17 protein-coding genes are annotated in these 19130 nt (G+C 63.3%); 6 read left to right on the top strand and 11 right to left on the bottom strand.

The window, feature by feature from the left end:
• Positions 1-29: 29 nt before the first annotated feature.
• Together AC1RWL_RS02840 and AC1RWL_RS02835 are read left to right on the top strand one after the other, a co-directional pair.
• Complete coding sequence (locus AC1RWL_RS02840; protein WP_493093350.1) at positions 30-1514, top strand: oligosaccharide flippase family protein; 1485 nt, start codon at positions 30-32, stop codon at positions 1512-1514.
• Positions 1515-1527: 13 nt separating this feature from the next.
• Positions 1528-2505, top strand: coding sequence for a glycosyltransferase family A protein (locus AC1RWL_RS02835; RefSeq protein ID WP_493093845.1), 978 nt, complete (start codon positions 1528-1530; stop codon positions 2503-2505).
• 23 nt (positions 2506-2528) lie between these two features.
• On the opposite strand, the gene AC1RWL_RS02830 is transcribed toward AC1RWL_RS02835, so the two are convergent.
• The 8 genes from AC1RWL_RS02830 to AC1RWL_RS02795 all read right to left on the bottom strand — a co-directional run bounded on the left by AC1RWL_RS02830 (position 2529) and on the right by AC1RWL_RS02795 (position 10897).
• Positions 2529-3383 carry a class I SAM-dependent methyltransferase gene (locus tag AC1RWL_RS02830; RefSeq protein ID WP_493093351.1) on the bottom strand — a complete coding sequence of 285 codons (855 nt, stop codon included), beginning with the start codon at positions 3381-3383 and terminating at the stop codon, positions 2529-2531.
• Positions 3384-3653: 270 nt separating this feature from the next.
• Complete coding sequence (locus AC1RWL_RS02825; protein ID WP_493093352.1) at positions 3654-4715, bottom strand: aldo/keto reductase; 1062 nt, start codon at positions 4713-4715, stop codon at positions 3654-3656.
• A 70-nt stretch (positions 4716-4785) separates the two neighbouring features.
• Positions 4786-5823, bottom strand: a complete 1038-nt coding sequence (mgrA, locus tag AC1RWL_RS02820; protein ID WP_493158214.1) for an L-glyceraldehyde 3-phosphate reductase — start codon at positions 5821-5823, stop codon at positions 4786-4788.
• Between the two features lie 105 nt (positions 5824-5928).
• Positions 5929-6837, bottom strand: coding sequence for a LysR family transcriptional regulator (locus AC1RWL_RS02815; protein ID WP_493093354.1), 909 nt, complete (start codon positions 6835-6837; stop codon positions 5929-5931).
• Positions 6838-6901: 64 nt separating this feature from the next.
• Entirely contained in the window at positions 6902-7759 is an 858-nt protein-coding gene (locus AC1RWL_RS02810) for an ABC transporter permease (RefSeq protein ID WP_493093355.1), read from the bottom strand.
• On the bottom strand, positions 7756-8637 hold the full coding sequence (locus AC1RWL_RS02805) for an ABC transporter permease (RefSeq protein WP_493093356.1): 882 nt from the start codon (positions 8635-8637) through the stop codon (positions 7756-7758). The genes AC1RWL_RS02810 and AC1RWL_RS02805 overlap by 4 nt, the downstream gene beginning before the upstream one ends.
• Entirely contained in the window at positions 8630-9700 is a 1071-nt protein-coding gene (locus AC1RWL_RS02800; protein ID WP_493093357.1) for an ABC transporter ATP-binding protein, read from the bottom strand. Before AC1RWL_RS02800 ends, AC1RWL_RS02805 begins: the two co-directional genes overlap by 8 nt.
• A 69-nt stretch (positions 9701-9769) precedes the next feature.
• Entirely contained in the window at positions 9770-10897 is a 1128-nt protein-coding gene (locus tag AC1RWL_RS02795) for an extracellular solute-binding protein (protein ID WP_493093358.1), read from the bottom strand.
• A 242-nt stretch (positions 10898-11139) separates the two neighbouring features.
• Here AC1RWL_RS02795 and AC1RWL_RS02790 point away from each other — a divergent pair, with 242 nt between their 5' ends.
• Positions 11140-12069: a sugar phosphate isomerase/epimerase family protein gene (locus tag AC1RWL_RS02790; RefSeq protein ID WP_493093359.1), complete on the top strand. Its 930-nt coding sequence runs from the start codon at positions 11140-11142 to the stop codon at positions 12067-12069.
• A 22-nt stretch (positions 12070-12091) separates the two neighbouring features.
• Here the strand turns inward: AC1RWL_RS02790 and AC1RWL_RS02785 are convergent, their stop codons facing one another.
• Positions 12092-13063: a GlxA family transcriptional regulator gene (locus AC1RWL_RS02785; RefSeq protein WP_493158212.1), complete on the bottom strand. Its 972-nt coding sequence runs from the start codon at positions 13061-13063 to the stop codon at positions 12092-12094.
• Between the two features lie 134 nt (positions 13064-13197).
• Between AC1RWL_RS02785 and AC1RWL_RS02780 the strand changes: the two genes are divergently transcribed.
• Together AC1RWL_RS02780 and AC1RWL_RS02775 are read left to right on the top strand one after the other, a co-directional pair.
• Positions 13198-13839: an HD domain-containing protein gene (locus AC1RWL_RS02780; RefSeq protein WP_493093361.1), complete on the top strand. Its 642-nt coding sequence runs from the start codon at positions 13198-13200 to the stop codon at positions 13837-13839.
• A 130-nt stretch (positions 13840-13969) separates the two neighbouring features.
• Positions 13970-15475: a S10 family peptidase gene (locus tag AC1RWL_RS02775; RefSeq protein WP_493093362.1), complete on the top strand. Its 1506-nt coding sequence runs from the start codon at positions 13970-13972 to the stop codon at positions 15473-15475.
• Between the two features lie 4 nt (positions 15476-15479).
• Here the strand turns inward: AC1RWL_RS02775 and AC1RWL_RS02770 are convergent, their stop codons facing one another.
• On the bottom strand, positions 15480-16070 hold the full coding sequence (locus tag AC1RWL_RS02770) for a 3'-5' exonuclease (protein WP_435264540.1): 591 nt from the start codon (positions 16068-16070) through the stop codon (positions 15480-15482).
• A 64-nt stretch (positions 16071-16134) separates the two neighbouring features.
• Positions 16135-17343, bottom strand: a complete 1209-nt coding sequence (locus AC1RWL_RS02765; RefSeq protein WP_493093363.1) for an ROK family transcriptional regulator — start codon at positions 17341-17343, stop codon at positions 16135-16137.
• Positions 17344-17501: 158 nt separating this feature from the next.
• Here AC1RWL_RS02765 and AC1RWL_RS02760 point away from each other — a divergent pair, with 158 nt between their 5' ends.
• Positions 17502-19055: an FGGY-family carbohydrate kinase gene (locus AC1RWL_RS02760; RefSeq protein WP_493093364.1), complete on the top strand. Its 1554-nt coding sequence runs from the start codon at positions 17502-17504 to the stop codon at positions 19053-19055.
• Positions 19056-19130: the final 75 nt, after the last annotated feature.

Raw genomic sequence — 19130 nt, 5'->3', positions numbered from 1 at the left:
GAATGATACGTGTTCGCAGCGCATTTCTGATGGCGACGCTTGGGCAGTATCTCGCGCTGGTGGTGAGCTTTGTCACCATAGCCGTCGTTTCCCACCTGATGACGCCGGCCGAGATTGGTCTTTCGGTCATCGGCGCCAGCGCGATAACAATGATCTTCTCGCTCCGCGAATTCGCCACGTCCGACTTCCTGATCCAGCTCGATACCGTCGAAAACAATGACGTGCGGACCGCCATGACCGTGATGGTCATCCTGACCGTCTTGCTGTCCCTCGCCTTGCTCATGGCCCTGCCGGCGCTAGTCAGTTTTTACAAGAGCGACGTGCTGAAGCCGTTCTTTCTGCTGATGATTCTGGCGGTGGCCATCGAAGGCCTCTCGTTTCCGGGGATGGCGCTTTTGCGCCGAGACATGCTGTTTGGCAAGGTTACCGTCATCAAGACCATTGCGGCGGTGGTCAATGCCGGAGTCACGATCCTGTTTGCCGTGCTGGACTGGAGCGTCGTCAGTTTCGCGCTGGGGGCAATCGCCGGTAGCGTCACGACGACAGGGCTGACACTGCTTACCAGAAAGGACTGGTGGAGTTTCAAGCCGTCGCTGAAGTCGCTTGCCGCGGTGAGCGAATTCGGGCGCTACAAGGGCGCCACGAACGTCGTCGACCGCTTTTACGATGCCCTTCCGCAAATCCTTCTCGGCAGCATCATGCCTTCGGCCGCGGTTGGCAAATATAGCCGGGCGGTCACCATCTCGGGCCTGGCGGATCGTCTGGTCCTGTCGGCGGTCTTTACCGTGGCTTTTCCGGCGCTGGCAGCCGCGGTACGCGAGAAGGTCGACATTCGACAGTCGTATTTGCGCGCCATCAGCTTCATTACCGTCGTCTACTGGCCCGCGCTTCTCATGCTGGTCCTCCTGATCACACCCATCTCCGAGGTTCTCCTTGGCGCTGGCTGGGACGAGGTGATCCCGGTCGCCCGCCTTTTGGCCCTGTCGGCCGTCTTCTGGTTTCCCGTCGTGCTGACCTATCCGGTGCTGATCGGGCTCGGCGCCAATCGTTCGGCCTTCACTTTCAACATCGTGTCGCGCTCCTTGTCCGCGATCATCATCTGTGGTGCCGGCTTCTTCGGCCTCATGGCGATCGCCTATAGCCAGTTCATCGCCCTGCCCATGCAGATGCTGCTCGCGCTGATTTATGTGCGCCGTCACGCTTACTTCGCCTGGTCGGAATTGTTCGCGGTCCTGTGGCCGAGTTTCGTGGTTTCGCTCACGACCATATCCGGCCCCGTCATCCTCATCGCCTGTCTTGGGTTCCGGCTGAGTTTTTCAGGCGCGGAGGCAATCTACATCAGTTTTCTGGGCGCCGTCGGCTGGTTCGCAGGCATCCTGCTGACGGCCCATCCCTTCCGCGACGAGATCCTGGCGGCGATGGGAGATGGCAATCGATGGCTGCGCGCATGGTCGCCGTCGTCTTTGAGAAGCGCGCCTTCGGAGGTTGGCGAGCGCACCAGCATAGGAGGGTAGAGCCGTGGCACGCATGGACATAGCGATACCGAACTATAATTACGGCCGTTTCCTGCACGAGTGCATCGCAAGCGTCTATCGGCAGGACATCGAAGACATTCGCATCCTCATCATCGACAATGCCTCCACGGACGACAGTGTCGCCATCGCGCGTGATCTGGCGGCGAGAGATCCAAGGATCGAATTGTGCCTGCGGCCGGAAAACCTCGGCCAGCACGCTTCCTTCAACACCGCCGTCGATTGGGCGCAGTCGGACTACTTCGTCATCCTCTGCTCCGACGACTACCTGCCGGACGGCGCGCTGGGCCGGGCAGTCGCAGCATTGGATCGACATCCCGAGGCTCATCTGGCGTTTGGCGATACGCTTTTTCTCACGGATGGTTCGGCACCCCCTGCCCGGGCAATACTGCCAGCAGATGAACGGGTGTGGAGTGGTGAGAGTTTCCTTCGAACATCGTGCCAGAGAGGGCGCAATCTCATTGGCGGCCCAATGGCCGTGGTGCGAACAAGCGCCCAGAAGCGGGTGGGGAATTTTCGACGGGACCTGCCGCACACGGACGACATGGAAATGTGGCTGCGCTTCGCGGCCATGGGCGCCGTCGTCGAGATCGACCATGTGCAAAGTATCGTTCGCATCCACGGCTCGAACCAGTCCGCCGTCGTGTCGAACGTGCATCATTGGAACGTCGCGTCCGAGGCGGCGTTCGAGGCTTTCTTCACAGGTTTCGGGCGCAGCCTGCCGCAAGCGCGCGAGCTTCTCGCGCTCGCACGGCGAAGCCTCAGCGACCGGGCTTACTGGTGCGCCGTCTCGCATGTTTTGCGGGGAGAACCGGGCGTGTGGGACCTCGCCAGATATGCGGTAAAACTTCGACCGACGAGCGCCGTCTTTCCGCCTCTCGGTTACGCCTGGCGCAAGGCGAGCTTATGGCAGCGGATGAGGACCATGCTGTTCGGCAGAACTCGCTTTCATGCTCAACAAACCGATCCTTGATCGATCCACTTCAGACGTGGTCGCTATGCATAACGGCGCCATGCGCTGCCGCCCGCGTCCGCCTCCATTTTACCCATCTCGCTGACGGCCGGCCCTGCCTTCTCAAGGATGAAATAGGCATAGCGTTCATCATCAACGAGATCGTCCTTGGGCCGAAGGGAAACGTATCTCGGCGTAAACGCAGCGGTTTCCGCCCGGTGCCAAAAGTCATCGATCGGGTAGGTCGTCATGTTCGCCAGGTTTCTGCGATATCCCCACTTTCGCGATTGCGTACGGCGTTCATGGGTTTGATATTTTATCTGGATGATCGCAAACCCGCCCGGCCGCAAAAGCTTGTACGCAAGATGCAGGATGCGCTGGCCATAGTCCTGGGACGGAAGCAGTTCGAAAACATAGGTACAGAGAAAGACGTCGGCCGTTGCAATGAGATCTTCGGCTGATTTTTCCGGCTCCGAGACATCGACCAGCAGCCGAGAAAAATTGTCCTGCCCGACGTTTCGCAACACCTTTTCGCACTCATCGAGGGACGCGCTCGACACATCGACGCCGACGAACGACTTGGCAAGCGGCGCGAAATGCACAGCATTCGCACCACCCCCGCACCCCCATTCGATGATCCGCTCCAGCGGAGCCGACTGGCCGCGAATTTTCATGTGCTCCTGGAGAAGCTGAACATGGGGCCTGCCAAGCTCCGACCAGACCTCTTCGCGAAGCCCGCCCTCACCCTTCCAGTGCGAATTCGAGTGAAACGCCGTTTGAGCCGGGTCCTCCCAGTATTTTTGCGCTTCGTTGGCGAGGCTGAGGTCTGACGGCGACCTGGGGAGGCGCTCAAGCAGCTGATAACCCGCACGTCGAAGCGCTCGAAATATCTGTCTCATTTGGCATCCTTTCTGCAACGAAACCGCGGCGCCCATTGATGGGCATCCGGTCGCCTCCCTTCAGGCAGAGGACCAGCCTAATCCCCTGCAAATGCCGGTAAAGATGGACAAAATAGAAAGCCACCGGGGTCTCTAAGCCAAAAGGTGGTGTCGTAATAGGCAAACACGCGCCTCAGCACAGCGTTCGGGCATGGCACAACGCATTCACGGCGCAAACGCGCCGCGAACGAGAGTGAGGATGTGGGTTGACCGCGAACTACCCGCTGCGCCTCAGGCGTCCTTCAAATAAGGGCCGATGAGAGCGAGATCGGCATCGCTCAGGCGATCGTTTGCCGTATTCCTCTGGTGCCAGTAGGGGTACTGAAGCCAGGGCTGGCTGATCTTGTCGAGCTTCGCGCGCTCTTCGTCGGTCAGCTTCAGCTCGGCGGACGCAAGGTTATCCTTGAACTGCGCTTCCGTGCGGCCGCCGATAATGACCGAGGTCACGCCCTTGCGGCCGATCAGCCAGGCAAGCGCGACCTGCGCCGCGGATACGCCGCGACCATCGGCAATTTCCACCAGCGTCTCCACGATATCCCAGAGACGGTTTTCGTCGCGGATCGGCGGCTCGGTCCAGCCGGCGAACTGGCGCGTGCCTTCGGGCGCCGCCTGATCGCGGCGATGTTTGCCGGACAGGAGGCCGCCGGCGATCGGGCTCCAGACGAGGATGCCCAGGCCTTGATCGATGCTGATCGGAACCAGCTCGTTCTCGGCATCGCGGGTTTCCAGCGTGTAGTGGATCTGCTGGCTGACGAAGCGCTGGTAGCGTTCACGCTCGGAAACGCCCAGCGCCTTCATGATGTGCCAGCCCGAGAAATTCGAGCAGCCGATATAGCGCACCTTGCCCTGGCGCACGAGCGTATCGAGCGCCTCCATGGTCTCTTCGAGCGGTGTCTGACCGTCCCATTCATGCACCTGGTAGAGGTCGATCACGTCCGTCTTCATGCGCTTCAGACTGGCCTCGCAGGCGGCGATCAGATGCTGGCGCGACAGGCCGCTCTGGTTCGGCCCGTCGCCCATCGAAAATCGGGCCTTGGTGGCGATCAGCACGCCGTTCTTGCGCGGGCCACCGATGATCTCGCCGAGGATTTCCTCGCACACGCCCTGGGAATAGGCATCCGCCGTGTCGATCAGGTTGACCCCGGCGTCGAGGCATATATCGACGAGACGGCGGGCGTCATTGACGCCCAGGTCCCCCACGGTCTTCGCCCAGCCGACGCCGCCGAAGGTCATCGTGCCCATGGTGATCGTCGAAACCTTGAGGCCAGAGCGGCCTAGCAAACGGTATTCCATTATCGCGCTCCTTGAGTAAGTCAGGCTGCGGTTGCGATGGGTTCGGCAAAACGCAGCGGAGAAAATAGCATCAAACTGCGTCTATGAGGCCTCGCCAAAGGTCAATGCTGCCTTCGGTGGCGTGGGTGTCGATCTCCTTCAACTCCTCGTCGGAGAAGGCCAAGTTGTCGAGCGCATCGAGCGAATCGTCAAGCTGAACGAGATTACGCGCGCCGATCAACGCGGATGTCACGCGTGCATCGCGCAGGACCCAGGCGATCGCCATCTGCGCCAGCGACTGGCCGCGCCGCTTGGCGATCTCATTGAGCGCACGCACGCGGGAGAGATTGTCGTCGCTGAGCAGTTTTTCGTTGAAGGACCCGCCCCGCGCCGCTCGGGCATCCTGCGGAACGCCGGCGAGATATTTGGAGGTCAGCAGGCCCTGCGCCAGCGGCGAAAAGGCGATGCAGCCGACGCCGAGTTCGCCGAGCGTATCGAGAAGCCCCTCCTCGATCCAGCGATTGAGCATGGAATAGGACGGCTGATGGATGAGGAGCGGTACGCCTTCGGCGCGAAGGATGCGCGCGGCTTCACGCGTGCGTTCGGGGCCGTAGGAAGACAGGCCGACGTAGAGCGCCTTGCCCTGACGCACCATCTGCACCAGTGCCGCCATGGTTTCCTCCAGCGGCACGTCCAGCGTGGGGCGGTGGGAGTAGAAGATATCAACATAGTCGAGCCCCATCCGAGTGAGGCTCTGGTCGAGCGATGCCAGAAGATGCTTGCGCGAGCCGCCACGGCCATAGGGACCGTCCCACATGTCCCAACCGGCCTTGGACGAGATGACGAGCTCATCGCGATGATGCTGGAAATCCTTGTTCAGGATGACGCCGAAATTCTCTTCCGCCGAACCGTAGGGCGGGCCATAATTGTTGGCGAGGTCGAAATGCGTGACGCCACGGTCGAAGGCCCGGCGGATGACGCTGCGGCCCGTCTCGAAGACATCGGCGCCACCGAAATTCTGCCAGAGACCGAGCGAGACCGGAGGAAGCTTGAGACCGGAACGGCCGGTGCGGCGATAGTCGATGCCGTCATAACGGCCCGGATTGGCGAGATACATGGTCGTCTCCATTGCAATACGGCCGGCGTGAAAAGCTTCCGGCTGCTCGGTGCAATGGGTACGCACCGGCGATCATTGAATCAATCGCCATCAACTCAACGGATCATTGATTTCAACTCAACGATCCTGCCGCTGCGCTTCCCGGATGCATTGGATCAGCATCTGCAGGCCATAGGGCAGTTGCCGGCGGCTGGAATAATAGAAGGCCAGCGGCGGACCGACGGACGACCATTCCGGCAGCACGAGTTCCAGACGGCCGGCGTGCAGATGCCGCTGGACCAGCCTTTCCAGGCAATAAGCAATGCCCACCCCCGAAAGTGCCGCCGAGATCGAAATGTCGGTGGAGCCGGAAATGAGGGAGCCCGGCACATCGATCTGGCGCCGTTCGTCGCCCCGGTCGAACTCCCAATGATAGATCTGCCCTCGCCCCGTTCGAATGCGCACACAGTTGTGAGACAGGAGATCGTCGGGATTCAAGGGCCGTCCGAAGCGGTCCAGATAGGCGGGCGAGGCGACGGCGACCCAGCTCAGCGGCTCCGTCACCGAAACGGCGATCATGTCTTCCGGAATGGTCCCGGCATATCGGAGGCCGGCGTCAAAGCCTTCCGCGGTGACATCGACGAAATAATCGTCGGACGCGACTTCCAGCTCGATGTTCGGAAACCGCTCGCGAAACAGCGGCAGGACCGGCGCCAGCAGCAGATCGACGGCGTCGCGCAGCACATTGATGCGAACACTGCCCGAGATGCCGCGAAATTGTCCCTGGAGTTCTTCGAGACCCGTATGGATGAGATCCAGACCGGCCGCGACCTTCTCGGCCAGAGCCGAGCCCGCAGCGGTTGGCGAAACGCTTCTGCTCGTCCGGTTGAGCAGCCGGACACCAAGGCGCGCCTCCAGTGCCTTCATGCGGTGGCTCAGGGCCGAAACCGAGATTTCGAGCTGATCGGCCGCCTTGCGGAAGCTTCTGTGCCGGACGATCTGGAGGAAGACAGCCAGATCGGAAAGCTCATTTCGGTTGGAGACCATGTTCACCGCCACCCCATCGCTCCCCGTCATAGGGGGAGCGCCGCAGCGCGTCAAACTGGGCTCGTTAGAGCTTGGCAGTCCGTTGAGACGACCTGCGGCTGAGTTCGAAGGCGACGGCCGCGATGACCGTCAGAGCGATCAGGACGAGGCCGAGGGCGTTGACGGCCGGCGTCAGGCCGGTGCGGACCTTCGTCGCGATATAGACCGTCAAGGGTGTCTCCGTGCCGCGCACGAACAGCGTGGTGTTGTAGTTCTCGAAGGATTGCAGGAAGGCGATGAAGGTCGCCGCCAGAAGCGACGGCTTGAGATAGGGCAGCAGGATGCGGCGGAACACCATGAGCCGCGAGGCGCCGAGGCCGATGGCGGCATCCTCCAGCGTCCGGTCGAACCTTTGCAGCCGGGCCGCCACCATCAGCATGACATAGGCGGTGATGAAGCTCGCCTGCGCCAGCACGATCAACAGCGTACCGCCGCCGACGCCCGCCTGCCGCCAGAGAACGAGCGTGGCGATGCCGATGGCGACGCCGGGCGTCAGCAGCGGCGAGACCATCAGCGCATAGAAGAAATTGCGGGAGCGATCCTGGAGGCTGTTGAGGAACAGCGCCGCCGCCGTGCCGATCGGCAGCGATATGGCGATGACGCCAAGCCCAATGAAGATCGACAGGCGAAGCGCCTTCCACATCGCCTGGTCGGCCCAAAGTGCTGCGAACCAGTCGAGTGTGGTGCCGAGCCAGGGCGTGACGGTGGGGAACTTGCTCGCATTGAAGGTGGCAAGCCCCATGACCACCAGAGGCAGGAACAGATAGAGGAAGAACAGCGCCATGTAGACGGCGAAAATGATGCGTGGCAGGGCGGCCAGGATGGTGGCGAACGCCGTGTTGCTTCGCGACGGCTTTGCCGCGCCTTCGAGGGTCATGGTCATTTCGCTACATCCGCAAGGTTGACCTTGAAAATCCGGAGCGCCACCATCACCACCACCATGCAGAGCGTCAGCAGCACCAGCGCATAGGCCGCACCCCGGTTCCAGTTGCCGCCCTCGAAGAACCAGTTGTAGATGACCTCGGTGAACCAGCGGCTGCCCGGAGCGCCAAGCAGCGCCGGAGCGACATAGCTGCCGGCCGCCAGCATGAAGGTGAACACGCAACCGGTCGCAATGCCGGCTTTCGCATGGGGAATGACGATCCGGCGATGGATCTGGATCGTCGAGGCGCCAAGGTTGCGCGCCGCTTCGATCTGCGCGGAATCCAGTGTGGAAATGGAATTGTACACCGGAAAAAGCATGAACAGGATATAGGCATAGACCATGCCCGCCAGCACGCCGGCATCGCCGAACCAGCGCATCGGCGTATCGAGAATGCCGAGCCCGACGAGGACGACATTGAGCGGTCCGTTGAAGGCAAGCAAGATATACCAGGCGAGCGTGCGCAGCACCTCGTTGATCCAGAACGGAATGATCAGCGCCACGGTCACCCAGGCGACGGCGCGGTGCGTCGCCACCTTGGCGAGCCAGAACGCCATCGGATAGGTGACGACGAGCGTCGTCAGCATGACCAGCGCGCTTGCCCAGATCGTCTTGAAGAAGATGGCCCGGTGCACGGGATCGGCAAACAGCGCGCTGAAATTCACCAGTGTGTAGTGATCGTCCGGACCGCCGATCTGCGCGGGCGTCAGGTTCGGGCGCAGCGAAAAATCCAGCATCATCAGGTTGGGTGCGAGCACCATGCCCACGAGCCAGACGGCAACGCCGAGGATGATGAGGCTGCCGAGGCCGGGGCCGAAGCGCTGGACGAGGCTATGCATGGGCGAGGACCAGCGCCTGCGCGGGCTCGAAGGAGAGCCGCACGCGTGCGCCGGCCGGCGGCGCATCGGTGAGGCGATGGTGCGGCAGCGCCGCCATCACAGGCTGGCCGCCCTCCGTGCGGGCGTGCAGCATCGCCGTCGCGCCCTCGAATTCGAGCTGTTCGGCAAGCGCGTCGAGGCCGTTGCCGCCCGCCCCGGAGCCAAGCGATATCGCCTCCGGACGAACATAGACCGTGGCGGCATCCCCCGCCTTCAGGCCCGCAGCACCCCGGCCGAGGAAAATGCCGTGTTCCGTCTCGACCGCCGCCAGCCCATCGGCGATCCGGTCGACCTTGCCGGAAAACGCATTCGTCTCGCCGACGAATTTGGCGACGAAGGCGGTGCGGGGATTGGCGTAGAGCTCGCGCGGTGTTGCCACCTGCTGCAGGACGCCGGCACTCATGACGGCGACGCGGTCGGACATGGCGAGCGCTTCCGACTGGTCATGCGTGATGTAGATGAAGGTGACGCCGGTACGTTTTTGCAGCGATCGGAGTTCCGAGCGCATGTGCTGGCGCAGTTTCAGGTCGAGCGCCGAAAGCGGCTCGTCGAGCAACAGCACCTGCGGCTCCACGGCGAGAGCCCGCGCGATGGCGACGCGCTGCTTTTGCCCGCCGGAGAGTTCGTGCACCATGCGGTCGGCATATCCGGGAAGTGCGATCAATTCGAGCAGTTCCTCGGCACGCCGGCGCCGCGCCGCCTTCGGCACGCCCCGAACCTCCAGCCCGAAGGCGATGTTTTCCCACACCGGCATCAGCGGAAACAGCGCCAGCGACTGGAAGATCATCGAAGTCGGCCGCTGGTTGGCGCCAATGCCGACCATGTCGCGCCCGCCGATCAGGATGCGCCCCGCCGTCGGCTGCATGAAGCCGGCGATCAGCCGCAGGATCGTCGTCTTGCCGCAGCCCGAGGGGCCGAGAATCGAGAAGAATTCGCCGCTCTCGACGGTGACGGAGAGCTTTTCGACCGCCCGGGTGATGCCGAAGGTCATTTCGATGTCGATCAGTTCGACGGAGCGGGTCATTGACTGCGTGATCCTTGAAACGCAACGGCGGGGTCATCGCCCCGCCGCTTCTATTGAGGTGAAAGCCGATCAGGCCGACAGGAACTTGTCCTGGTATTCGTTGCGGAGCGCGACGAACCAGTTGTCCTGCACCGGCCACCACCAGAGCTTCTCAAGCGCGTCGCCCGGATAGGCGGCCTTGAAGAAGGCCTGCGAGGCCTCCGACAGGAACTTTTCCGCGCCGACAGCCGTCGTGTTGATCGACGTGTGGTTGGCATAGAGGGCGCCTGCTTCCGGCGTCAGCACCCAGTTCAGGAAAGCATAGGCCTGTTCGACATTGGCAGCGCCGACCGGGATGGAAACCCCTTCCATCCAGGTGAGGGCACCTTCCTTCGGCGCGACGAAACCGATCGGCAGACCTTCCTTGGCAAGGCCGGCAGCAGACGAATCCCAGGTCTGGCCGATCGTCACGCCATTGGCACGGAAGGCGCCCTGGGCTTCGTTCTCGTTCGACCAGAACTGGGCGATGTTGCCCTTGCGGGCGATGGCTTCGACCATGATGGCATCGTAGTTGGCGCGCATCGTGGCTTCGTCCTTGAAGCTGTCACGCATCGGCTTCGGCAGCTTGCCCTGCGCTTCCATCCAGAGGCCGAGGCCGACGAGGCCCGAATGGCCGCGAACGGTGGCCTTGCCGGCCATTTCCGGCTTCCAGATATCGCCGTAGGAGGCGGTGCCGTATTCGAGCGGTGACGTGTTCTTGTCGAAGGAGATCGCTTCCGTGCCCCAGTCGGTCGGCACCTGGTAGCGCTTGCCGCCGACGACGGCGCCAAGGGTTTCCGATCCTTTCACGGCGCTCGTCAGGGCGCGGTCCCAGAGAACCTTGCTTTCGTCGATCGGCTGCACGAGGCCGAATTCGACATAGTTCGGAACGCGGTCGACGGCCGGCCAGATCACGTCATAGCCGGTGCCGTTGCTGGCGCGCATCTGGTTGAGAAGCTCGTCGTTCGTTCCGTAGGGCGTATAGACCGGCTTGATGCCCGTGTCCTTTTCGAAGGCGGCGAGCATGTCGTCGGAAATGTAGCCGGCCCAGGCGAAGATGTTGACGCTGCCCGAGGTGCCGGCGGCAAAACCGCTGCGCGAGACGAACGGCGCAGCAAGCGCAAAGCCGGCGGTGGCGGCGGCACCCTTCAGCAAGATACGGCGGCTAACATGTGTCATCGAAAACTCCTTGTGGCGACCACCATCGGCCCCTTGATGACCTCGCTCATAGGCGTGGCATATGACAGCCATGCGACCACTTCCTGCCGCGGCCACAAGAATGAAAGAGAAAAATGGAAAGCGGAAATTTCATAGAAATGTCATGCACTTGTCGACCGGCTGACATGGTGTTCCACTAACGCAGACCTTTCCGTCCGGCCATTCAGCCGGCGATTGTTTCCGGATGAAAAAGGTCTGCAAAAATGGTTTCCAGCGGCGTCAAGGGCATCGGCATTTCCGCCCACAAGAGGGCTCACGATCTTTCGGATTTTGGCGCCGAGCTGGACATGATCGAGGCGCTCGGCGTGGACTCCATCGAGATCCCGACCTTCGATCTCGATCTGGTCGTCGGCGGAAAGGTCCGCAGGCCGCAGCTCGATGTCCTGCTGCGCGCCACCCGCGGCCGCAGCGTCGGCTATTCCGTTCACGGCCCGCTCGCGATCAATTTCATGGACGACGCCTGGCGGCTGCCGCGCCATTTCGACGTGCTGAAAGCCTCGCTGGACGTGGCCGCCGAAATCGGCGCCGAACATTACGTCATGCATTCCGGCCTGATGCCGCGCCAGCAGGCCGCGGGAACCGAGGCCGCCTACGAGCGGCAGCGCGAGGCCTTGTCGAAGGCCGGCGACCTCGCCCGCCAGCATGGCCTTGTCGTCTGCGTCGAGACGCTGTTTGCCGACTTCAAGGGCGACGGCTACGCCTCCTCCCCCAGGCGCCTCGCAAGGGAACTCGCCACCATCGCGCACGACCATGTCATGGCGACAATCGACTTCAGCCACTCCTACCTGAAGATGGATTTCGACGGCGCGCGCGACGCCTTCGTCGCCGAGATCGCCGCGCTGGCGCCCTACGCAAAACACCTCCACATCCATGACAGCTTCGGCCGGCAGGACGATATCTGGATGTACACGGAAGGCGAACGCCTCGCCTACGGCCATGGCGACCTGCACCTGCCGGTCGGTTGGGGCGATATTCCCTGGCAGGCCCTCATGGAGCAATGCGTTTTCGCCGAAGGCGTCGTCTTCAACATCGAGCTGAACCAGCGCTACTGGTACGCCGCTGTCGAATGCGTTGAGGCGACGAAAGCACTGGCGGCGACCGCGCAGACCGACCGGCGCGCTGCTGCGGCATAATTTCGGTTTACCGGGATCGCCCTCATTTTCGGCGAACGTGCGGCAATCCGGCAAGACCGGCGAAGCGCTTGCGATACTCCGCGGGCGTGACACCGACATGCCGCGCAAAGGCGCGGCGCAACGTATCGGCATCGGCAAAGCCGCAATGCACCGCGACCCGCTTGGGCGCCTCATGGCCCTGCTCCAGCAGGCGCCGCGCCGCATCGACGCGCGCTTCCTCCACCCAGACCGCCGGCGTAACGCCGACCTCGCGCCGGAAGAGGCGCGCAAAATGGCGCGGGCTGAGGCCCAAACGTTTGCCCAGACTTGCCACGCTGTGGTCCATCGCCGGATTGGCGGCGACCCAGCGCTGAAGCTCCTGAAGGGCCGCGCGGCCGGCCGGCGCGGCCTCGCCCTTGCGGCTGAACTGCATCTGCCCGCCGGGCCGCTTGAAGAACATCACCAGCTGGCTCGCGACCCGGAGAGCAATATCGCGGCCGACATCCTCCTCCACCAGCGCCAGTGCCAGGTCGAGCCCGGCCGTGACACCTGCGGCCGTGCGCACCGGCCCATCGCTGACATGGATCGCATCTTCCTCCACGGTCACGGCCGGGAATCGTGCGGCAAGCCGCTCGGCCACGGCCCAGTGCGTGGTGACGCGCCGGCCGTCGAGCAGGCCCGCGGCTGCGAGGAAGAAGGCGCCGCTGCACACCGAGCCATAGCGCCGCGCCTCCGGCGCCCGCTGGCGTAACCAGTCGAGGACGAGGCTATCCATCGGCACCTCCGCCAAATTCGGGCACCCGGCAACGAGGAGCGTATCGATGGGTTCGGCAAGGTCGCGGCCGATCACGCAATCCGGCAGCAATCGCACACCGGAAGAGCTTCGCAGCGGCCCCGGGTCACGCGCGGCAACGAGCAGCCGATAGGCCTCGTACCCCGCCTGGCTGTTGGCCTCGGCAAAAACATCCAGCGGGCCGGAGACGTCGAGAAGCTGCACGCCGGGCAGCGCTACCATCACGATCGTTCTCGTCCTGTCTTTCATGCTGTCCGTCTCGGTCGGGATTTGTCTCTTTTAGACGTACTACGTCAATTGCAGACAAATTAGCGCACTTCTATTCTTCCGGCGAGTTAAAAAAGCAGGAGAACATCATGCCCCATATCCCTGAAGCCGCGGCCATTCCCGACACGAAGCTCGCCAAGGCCATCACGGAATTCATCCGTGACACCGAGACGGACCTCCTCTTCAACCATTCCAGCCGCGTCTATCATTTCGGCGCGCTTGCCGGCGTCCACGGCAACCTGAAATTCGATCGCGAGTTGCTTTATGCCGGCGCGATGTTCCACGATATCGGCCTCATGCCGAGCCACAGCAGCAAGCACGAGCGTTTCGAGGTCGACGGCGCGCATGCCGCCAGCGATTTCCTGCGCAGCCACGGCATCCCGGAAGCGGACGCCTATACGGTCTGGACCGCCATCGCGCTGCACACCACGCCCGGCGTGCCGCAACACATGCACCCCGTCGTCGCGCTGGTAACGGCCGGGGTGGAAATGGATGTGCTCGGGCTCACCTACGATCAATATTCCGAAGCCGAACGGACGGCCGTCGTCGGCGCCTTTCCGCGCACGCCAAAATTCAAGGAGGACATCATCCAGGCCTTCTACGACGGCATCAGGCACAAGCCGGAAACCACCTTCGGAAACGTCAAGGCCGACGTCATCGCGGACAAGGAACCGCATTTCCATCGCGGCAATTTCTGCAGCGTCATCAGCTGCTCGCACTGGCACGGTTGAGGCGACGGCCTCGACCCGATCAAGCGAAGTTGAACAGCCGTTTGCGGAAAGACGGGCCGACGCACCGTATAGTCTGCGCAAACCATGACCGCCGCGGGGATAGCCGGCGGCGGCAAAAGGGAGAGAGCGTTTGTCCCATAGCCGGTTCGTCGTCGGGTTCTTTCTGTGCCTGGCCATCCTCACGGGCGCCGCCGTCGCCCAGACGCCGGACGCGGAGAGCCGGCAACAGCCGGCCTCCGAAACGGGCATCTTCAGCCTCATTCCGGGCGATTCCGTCACGGAACACACTTTGCAGACGCAGGACGGTCCGCTTTCCTACACGGCAACGGCCGGCACGCTCGATCTCTACGGGCAGGATGGCAACCGCACGGCGAAGGTCTTCTACACCGCCTATGTCGCCGGCAAGGGCGATCCGGCGCGCCCGATCACCTTTGCCTTTAACGGCGGGCCGGGCGCCGCTTCAGCCTATCTGCATCTCGGCCTCGTCGGCCCGAAAGTGCTGGAATTCGGCGAAAACCGCGACGACGGTACGCGCCCGTCCCTCAAGGACAATCCGGATAGCTGGCTTGCCTTTACGGATCTCGTCCTGATCGATCCCGTGGGCACGGGCTGGAGCCGTGCAGCGAATGACGACGCGGCCGGCCAGTTCTATGGCGTGCGGCAGGATGCCGAAAGCCTCGCCAAGGTCATGACGCTCTACATGCAGAAGAACAAGCGCGTCGCCTCCCCTGCCTATCTGCTGGGAGAGAGCTATGGCGGGTTCCGCACGGCGAAGGTGGCCGCGGCGCTGAAGGAGACGCAGGGCATTCTCGTCTCCGGCGTCCTGATGGTCTCGCCGCTTATCGAAGGCCGCTTCCTCTTCGGCGCTGCGGATGATGCGCTGAACGCTGCGCTCCAGCTTCCGGCCCTTGCGGCGGCCGAGATGGAGCGGCGAAATGCGTTCGATATGGAAAAACTTCGGGAAGCGGAGCGCTTCGCCATAACGGAGTATCTCATTACGCTTGCCGGCCCCTCCCCGTCCGGCGCGCAGGCGGATGCCTTCTATCAGCGTGTTGCAGACCTCACCGGAATAGCGAAGGCGGATGTCGCGCGGGCGCGCGGTTTCCTGGACGGTCTCTATGCAAGGCTGTCCGGCGAAAGCGGGCGTGTCGTCAGCCCCTATGACGCCGCCTATTCGGTGCCCGATGCCTATCCGGAATCGACCACGAGCCGCAATGACGACCCGATCCTCGACGGCTTCACCCGCGCCTACGGATCAGCCTTCGCCGCCTATGCACGCGACGAGCTCGGCTTTCAGTCCGACATGACCTATTCCCTGCTCAACACCGGCGTCAACCGCCGCTGGGAATGGAACGACGGCAGGGGTGGCGACGGGCGGGCAAATGCCAGCGCCTCCGGCGACCTGCGCGATCTTCTCTCGACCATTCCGCGGTTCCGGCTGGCGATCTATCACGGCTATAGCGACGCGCTGACCCCCTACGGATCGAGCCGCTATGTGCTGGACCACCTGCCGCCAAGCCTCGCGGCGGGACGCGCCGAACTCAACATCTACCGTGGCGGGCACATGTTCTACGTCGACCCCGCCTCCCGGCGACAGATGAAGGAAGATGCCGGGAGATTCTACCGCCTGCCGTAATCGATCAATTTTTCCGGCAGGTACAGGCCTGGTAGCCGGTAGCGAACAACCGGCCGGCCTTCATGCCGATCGCATCCGGCACATCCTGAATGCGCGAGACCCGAAGCGAGCGCGCAATAGCGATGGCCGCCTCGGCGCAGATCGCGGCATCTTCTGCCGCGTTGTGGTGCGCAAAGGTCAGGCCGAGATGCGAGGCCAGGATGTTGAGCTTGTGCGACCCGAGATGCGGCCAGGCCTTCTGCGCCATTTTCACCGAGCAGAGATACTGGAGTTCAGGGTAGCTCTGCGCATAAAGATCGAGGCACGAACGCCAGACGCTGAAATCGAAGGCCGCGTTGTGCGCGATCATGGTCGCATCGCGGAAATCGTCGACGAACTCGTCCATCACCTCGGGAAACTCGCCCGCATCCTCCACATGTTCCGGCCGGATGCCGTGGATGGCGATGTTGAAGGACGAGAAGCGCATGGACTTCGGGCGGATCAGCCGCTCCTCGACGCGCACCACGCGGTTGTCCTCGATCCACGCCAGCCCGACGGAACATGCGGAGCCACGCTGTTCGTTGGCGGTTTCGAAATCGATCGCAATGGTTTTCAACACGGGCCTCGGCTTAGGGAAACCACGTCTTTATCGCCAGCCGGCTGATTTGGCAAAGCGCCAATTAGACCGGCCTGGCGGCAAACCGTTCGAGCAGGCGGTCGACCTTCATGGGCGCGAAAATGTCCTCCAGCAGCAGGTAGGCGGCGCCGAACAGCGCGCTGTCCTCCTGTGCTGTGGAAAGCACGATGGAGAGATCGCGCGTCGCCAGCGGAAGACAGCGCTGGTAGACGAGTTCGCGGATGCCCGACAGCAGGAAATCGCCGCCCCGCGCCAGCGTCCCGCCAATGACGATGAGGCTCGGATTGATGATGCTGACGGCGTCGGAGATCACCTCGCCGATCGTCCGCCCGGCGGCGCGCAGCAGCATCAGCGCCTCGGGCTTGCGCTGTTCGACGAGGTCGATCACGTCTCGCGCCGTCTCGGCGTGGAAGCCGCGTGCGGAAAGGTCCCGGGCAATAGCCCAGCCGGCGGCGCGGGCCTCCACGCAGCCGAACTTGCCGCAGCGGCACAGCGGCGCGTCGTCCGACAGGAACTGGATATGGCCGATATCGCCGGCCGCACCCTGCGCACCGCGGAACATGCGCCCGCCGGCAATCATGCCGCTGCCGATGCCGGTGCCCACCTTCACGAACAGCATGTCGTCGACGGTCGGGAAGCGGCGCTTATGCTCGCAGATCGTCATGAGGTTCACGTCGTTCTCGACATAGACCGGCACCGCGAAACGCGCCTGTAACTGGCCGATGATGTCGAAATCGTCCCAGCCGTGCAGCACCGAGGGACCGACGACGCAACCGCGCTTGAAATCGACGGGCGTCGGCAGGCTGAGGCTGATGCCGAGGAAGAAGCCGTGGGTTTTTTCCGCCTCCGCCGCAAGCGACGCGAACACGTCCCCCACCTGCTGGAGCGTCGCCTCCGGCCCGCTCGTCACGGAAAAGGGCAGCGTCGCCTGGGCGACGATGGCCGGCGTCAGGTCCATGGCCGCGAGGTGGATGTGGGTTTCGCCGATATTGGCGACCAGCAGGAAGCCGCTTGCAGCATTGATGGCGAGAACCCGCGTCGGCCGTCCACCGCTCGGCAGGGTCTCCTCGGTCTCGCGCACCAGCCCGCTGGAAAGGAGCGCATTCAGCCGCTGGGTGACGGTGACACGCGAAAGGCCCGACGCCTGCAGCAGTTCGGCCCTCGACGACGCCTGGCCTGTCGCGATCAAGGAAAGAATGCCCCCCGCGCCGTCCAGCGTCGGCCCCTCATGCCCCTGCTCATGCCGTCCCATGCAAAACTCCTGTTGCCTCCTCGCTTTAGCGGCAAAGCACAGAGAGATAAAGCGGCAGTTTCTAACGTCGCCTGCACTTATGTATAACATAATACATAAGATTGCGAATTATGTTTTATTTTGTATATATTCTCCGTGCGGCCAGACGGAGAAGCCCCTTGGACACCTACCTTATCGGATTGGACTACGGATCGGAATCGGCGCGGGGCGTGCTGATCGAGGTCGCGACCGGAAGGCAGGTGGCAAGCCATGTCCATGCCTACCGGCACGGCATTCTCACCCGCAACCTGCCCGATGGAACGCCCCTGCCGGCGGATTTCGCCTTGCAGAACGCAGACGACTATACGGAAGCGGCCTTCGAGATCCTCTCGCGGCTGGGGCGGGACCGCACCGTCGAGGGCATCGGCATCGGCTTCACTGCCAGCTCTCCCCTGCCCGCCCGCGCCGATGGCGCGCCGCTCTCTCGCCTGCGCCCGTCCGATCCGCATGCCTATGTCAAGCTGTGGAAACACAATGCGCAGGCCTATGCCGACGCGATCAATGCCAGGCCGGCGCCCTTTCTCGCCAATTTCGGCGGGCGGCTTTCCGGGGAGTGGCTGCTGGCCAAGGCCGCGCAGATCGCCGCGGAGGCACCCGCCGTCTGGGCCGAGACGGATCGCTTCATCGAGGGCGGCGACTGGCTCGTCTGGCAGCTCACCGGCAGGGAGGCGCGCGGCCTCGGCTTTGCCGCCTACAAAGCGCAGTTTTCCGGCGATGCGGGTTATCCGCAGGGCGTGGTGGCGGGCCTCGACCGGCGCCTTGCGATGCCACTCCCCGTCGGGTCCGCGGCCGGCCCGCTTTCGCCGCAATGGCGCGACCTCACCGGCATTCGCGGCCGGGCGACCGTTGCCGTCGCCGTCATCGATTCCCATGTGGTGCTGCCGGCGATCGGCGCCGTTTCACCGGGCTGCTTCGTCGGCGCGCTCGGCACCTCGGCCGCCTATCTCTACCTCAGCGACATCCAGCGGCCGCTACCGCCCGGCATCGAGGGCATGGCCTTCGACGGCTCGATGCGCCAGCTCTGGTGCTACGAGGCGGGCCAGCCGAGTTTTGGCGATACACTCGCCTGGTTCGTCACGACCTTCCCGCGCGGCAGCGACATGCAGGAGAGTTTTCGCGCTTACAACGAAGAGGCTGCCACGCTTGCGCCCGCGGCCGGGCGGGTTGTCGCGCTCGACTGGTGGGGCGGCAACCGCGTTCCCTTCGCCGATGGCAATCTCTCCGGCCTTCTGGCAGGGCTGACACGGCAGACGACGGCCGCCGAAATCTATCTTGCCCTGCTGGAAGGCCTCTGTTTCGGCGCAAAAGCGATCTTCGACCTCTTCCCCGAGAACGGCCTCGTGCCGGAGCGCGTGCTGATGGCAAGCGGCCTTGCCCGCGCCAATCCGCTGCTCATTCAGATCCTGGCCGATGTGCTCGACCGCCCCGTCGACATCCCGGAGATCGCCAACGCGACGGCCGTTGGCGCGGCCATCCACGGCGCGGTTGCCGGCAGGACGGTCAGCACCTACGCGGAAGGCGCGGAGCGGTTTGGCGCAAGGGACATCGGCCGCGTGCTGCCGCGCCCGGACCGGGTTCAGGCTTACCGCTCGGCCTACGCCGTCTATCGCGATCTTTCCCGCCAGAAACCCCTTCATACCGCCATGCATGCGCTGCGCCGTCTGGAGGGTTAAACTGGCAAAACAAGGCCATAGCCATTTATGGACAAAAATATACAAAAGAGAAGTTATTACTATTTGACTTTATCC

Source organism: Shinella sp. GW821-FHT10F02 (assembly GCF_058809275.1).
Note: the sequence above shows the minus strand (reverse complement) of the source record. Positions and strands in the feature narration are given on the sequence as shown.

Bases quoted from the DNA above. Each gene is read 5' to 3' on its own strand.
- AC1RWL_RS02840 (WP_493093350.1), top strand. From the start codon at position 30: ATGGCGACGCTTGGGCAGTATCTCGCGCTGGTGGTGAGCTTTGTCACC.
- AC1RWL_RS02835 (WP_493093845.1), top strand. From the start codon at position 1,528: ATGGACATAGCGATACCGAACTATAATTACGGCCGTTTCCTGCACGAG.
- AC1RWL_RS02830 (WP_493093351.1), bottom strand. From the start codon at position 3,383: ATGAGACAGATATTTCGAGCGCTTCGACGTGCGGGTTATCAGCTGCTT.
- AC1RWL_RS02825 (WP_493093352.1), bottom strand. From the start codon at position 4,715: ATGGAATACCGTTTGCTAGGCCGCTCTGGCCTCAAGGTTTCGACGATC.
- mgrA (WP_493158214.1), bottom strand. From the start codon at position 5,823: ATGGAGACGACCATGTATCTCGCCAATCCGGGCCGTTATGACGGCATC.
- AC1RWL_RS02815 (WP_493093354.1), bottom strand. From the start codon at position 6,837: ATGGTCTCCAACCGAAATGAGCTTTCCGATCTGGCTGTCTTCCTCCAG.
- AC1RWL_RS02810 (WP_493093355.1), bottom strand. From the start codon at position 7,759: ATGACCATGACCCTCGAAGGCGCGGCAAAGCCGTCGCGAAGCAACACG.
- AC1RWL_RS02805 (WP_493093356.1), bottom strand. From the start codon at position 8,637: ATGCATAGCCTCGTCCAGCGCTTCGGCCCCGGCCTCGGCAGCCTCATC.
- AC1RWL_RS02800 (WP_493093357.1), bottom strand. From the start codon at position 9,700: ATGACCCGCTCCGTCGAACTGATCGACATCGAAATGACCTTCGGCATC.
- AC1RWL_RS02795 (WP_493093358.1), bottom strand. From the start codon at position 10,897: ATGACACATGTTAGCCGCCGTATCTTGCTGAAGGGTGCCGCCGCCACC.
- AC1RWL_RS02790 (WP_493093359.1), top strand. From the start codon at position 11,140: ATGGTTTCCAGCGGCGTCAAGGGCATCGGCATTTCCGCCCACAAGAGG.
- AC1RWL_RS02785 (WP_493158212.1), bottom strand. From the start codon at position 13,063: ATGGTAGCGCTGCCCGGCGTGCAGCTTCTCGACGTCTCCGGCCCGCTG.
- AC1RWL_RS02780 (WP_493093361.1), top strand. From the start codon at position 13,198: ATGCCCCATATCCCTGAAGCCGCGGCCATTCCCGACACGAAGCTCGCC.
- AC1RWL_RS02765 (WP_493093363.1), bottom strand. From the start codon at position 17,343: ATGGGACGGCATGAGCAGGGGCATGAGGGGCCGACGCTGGACGGCGCG.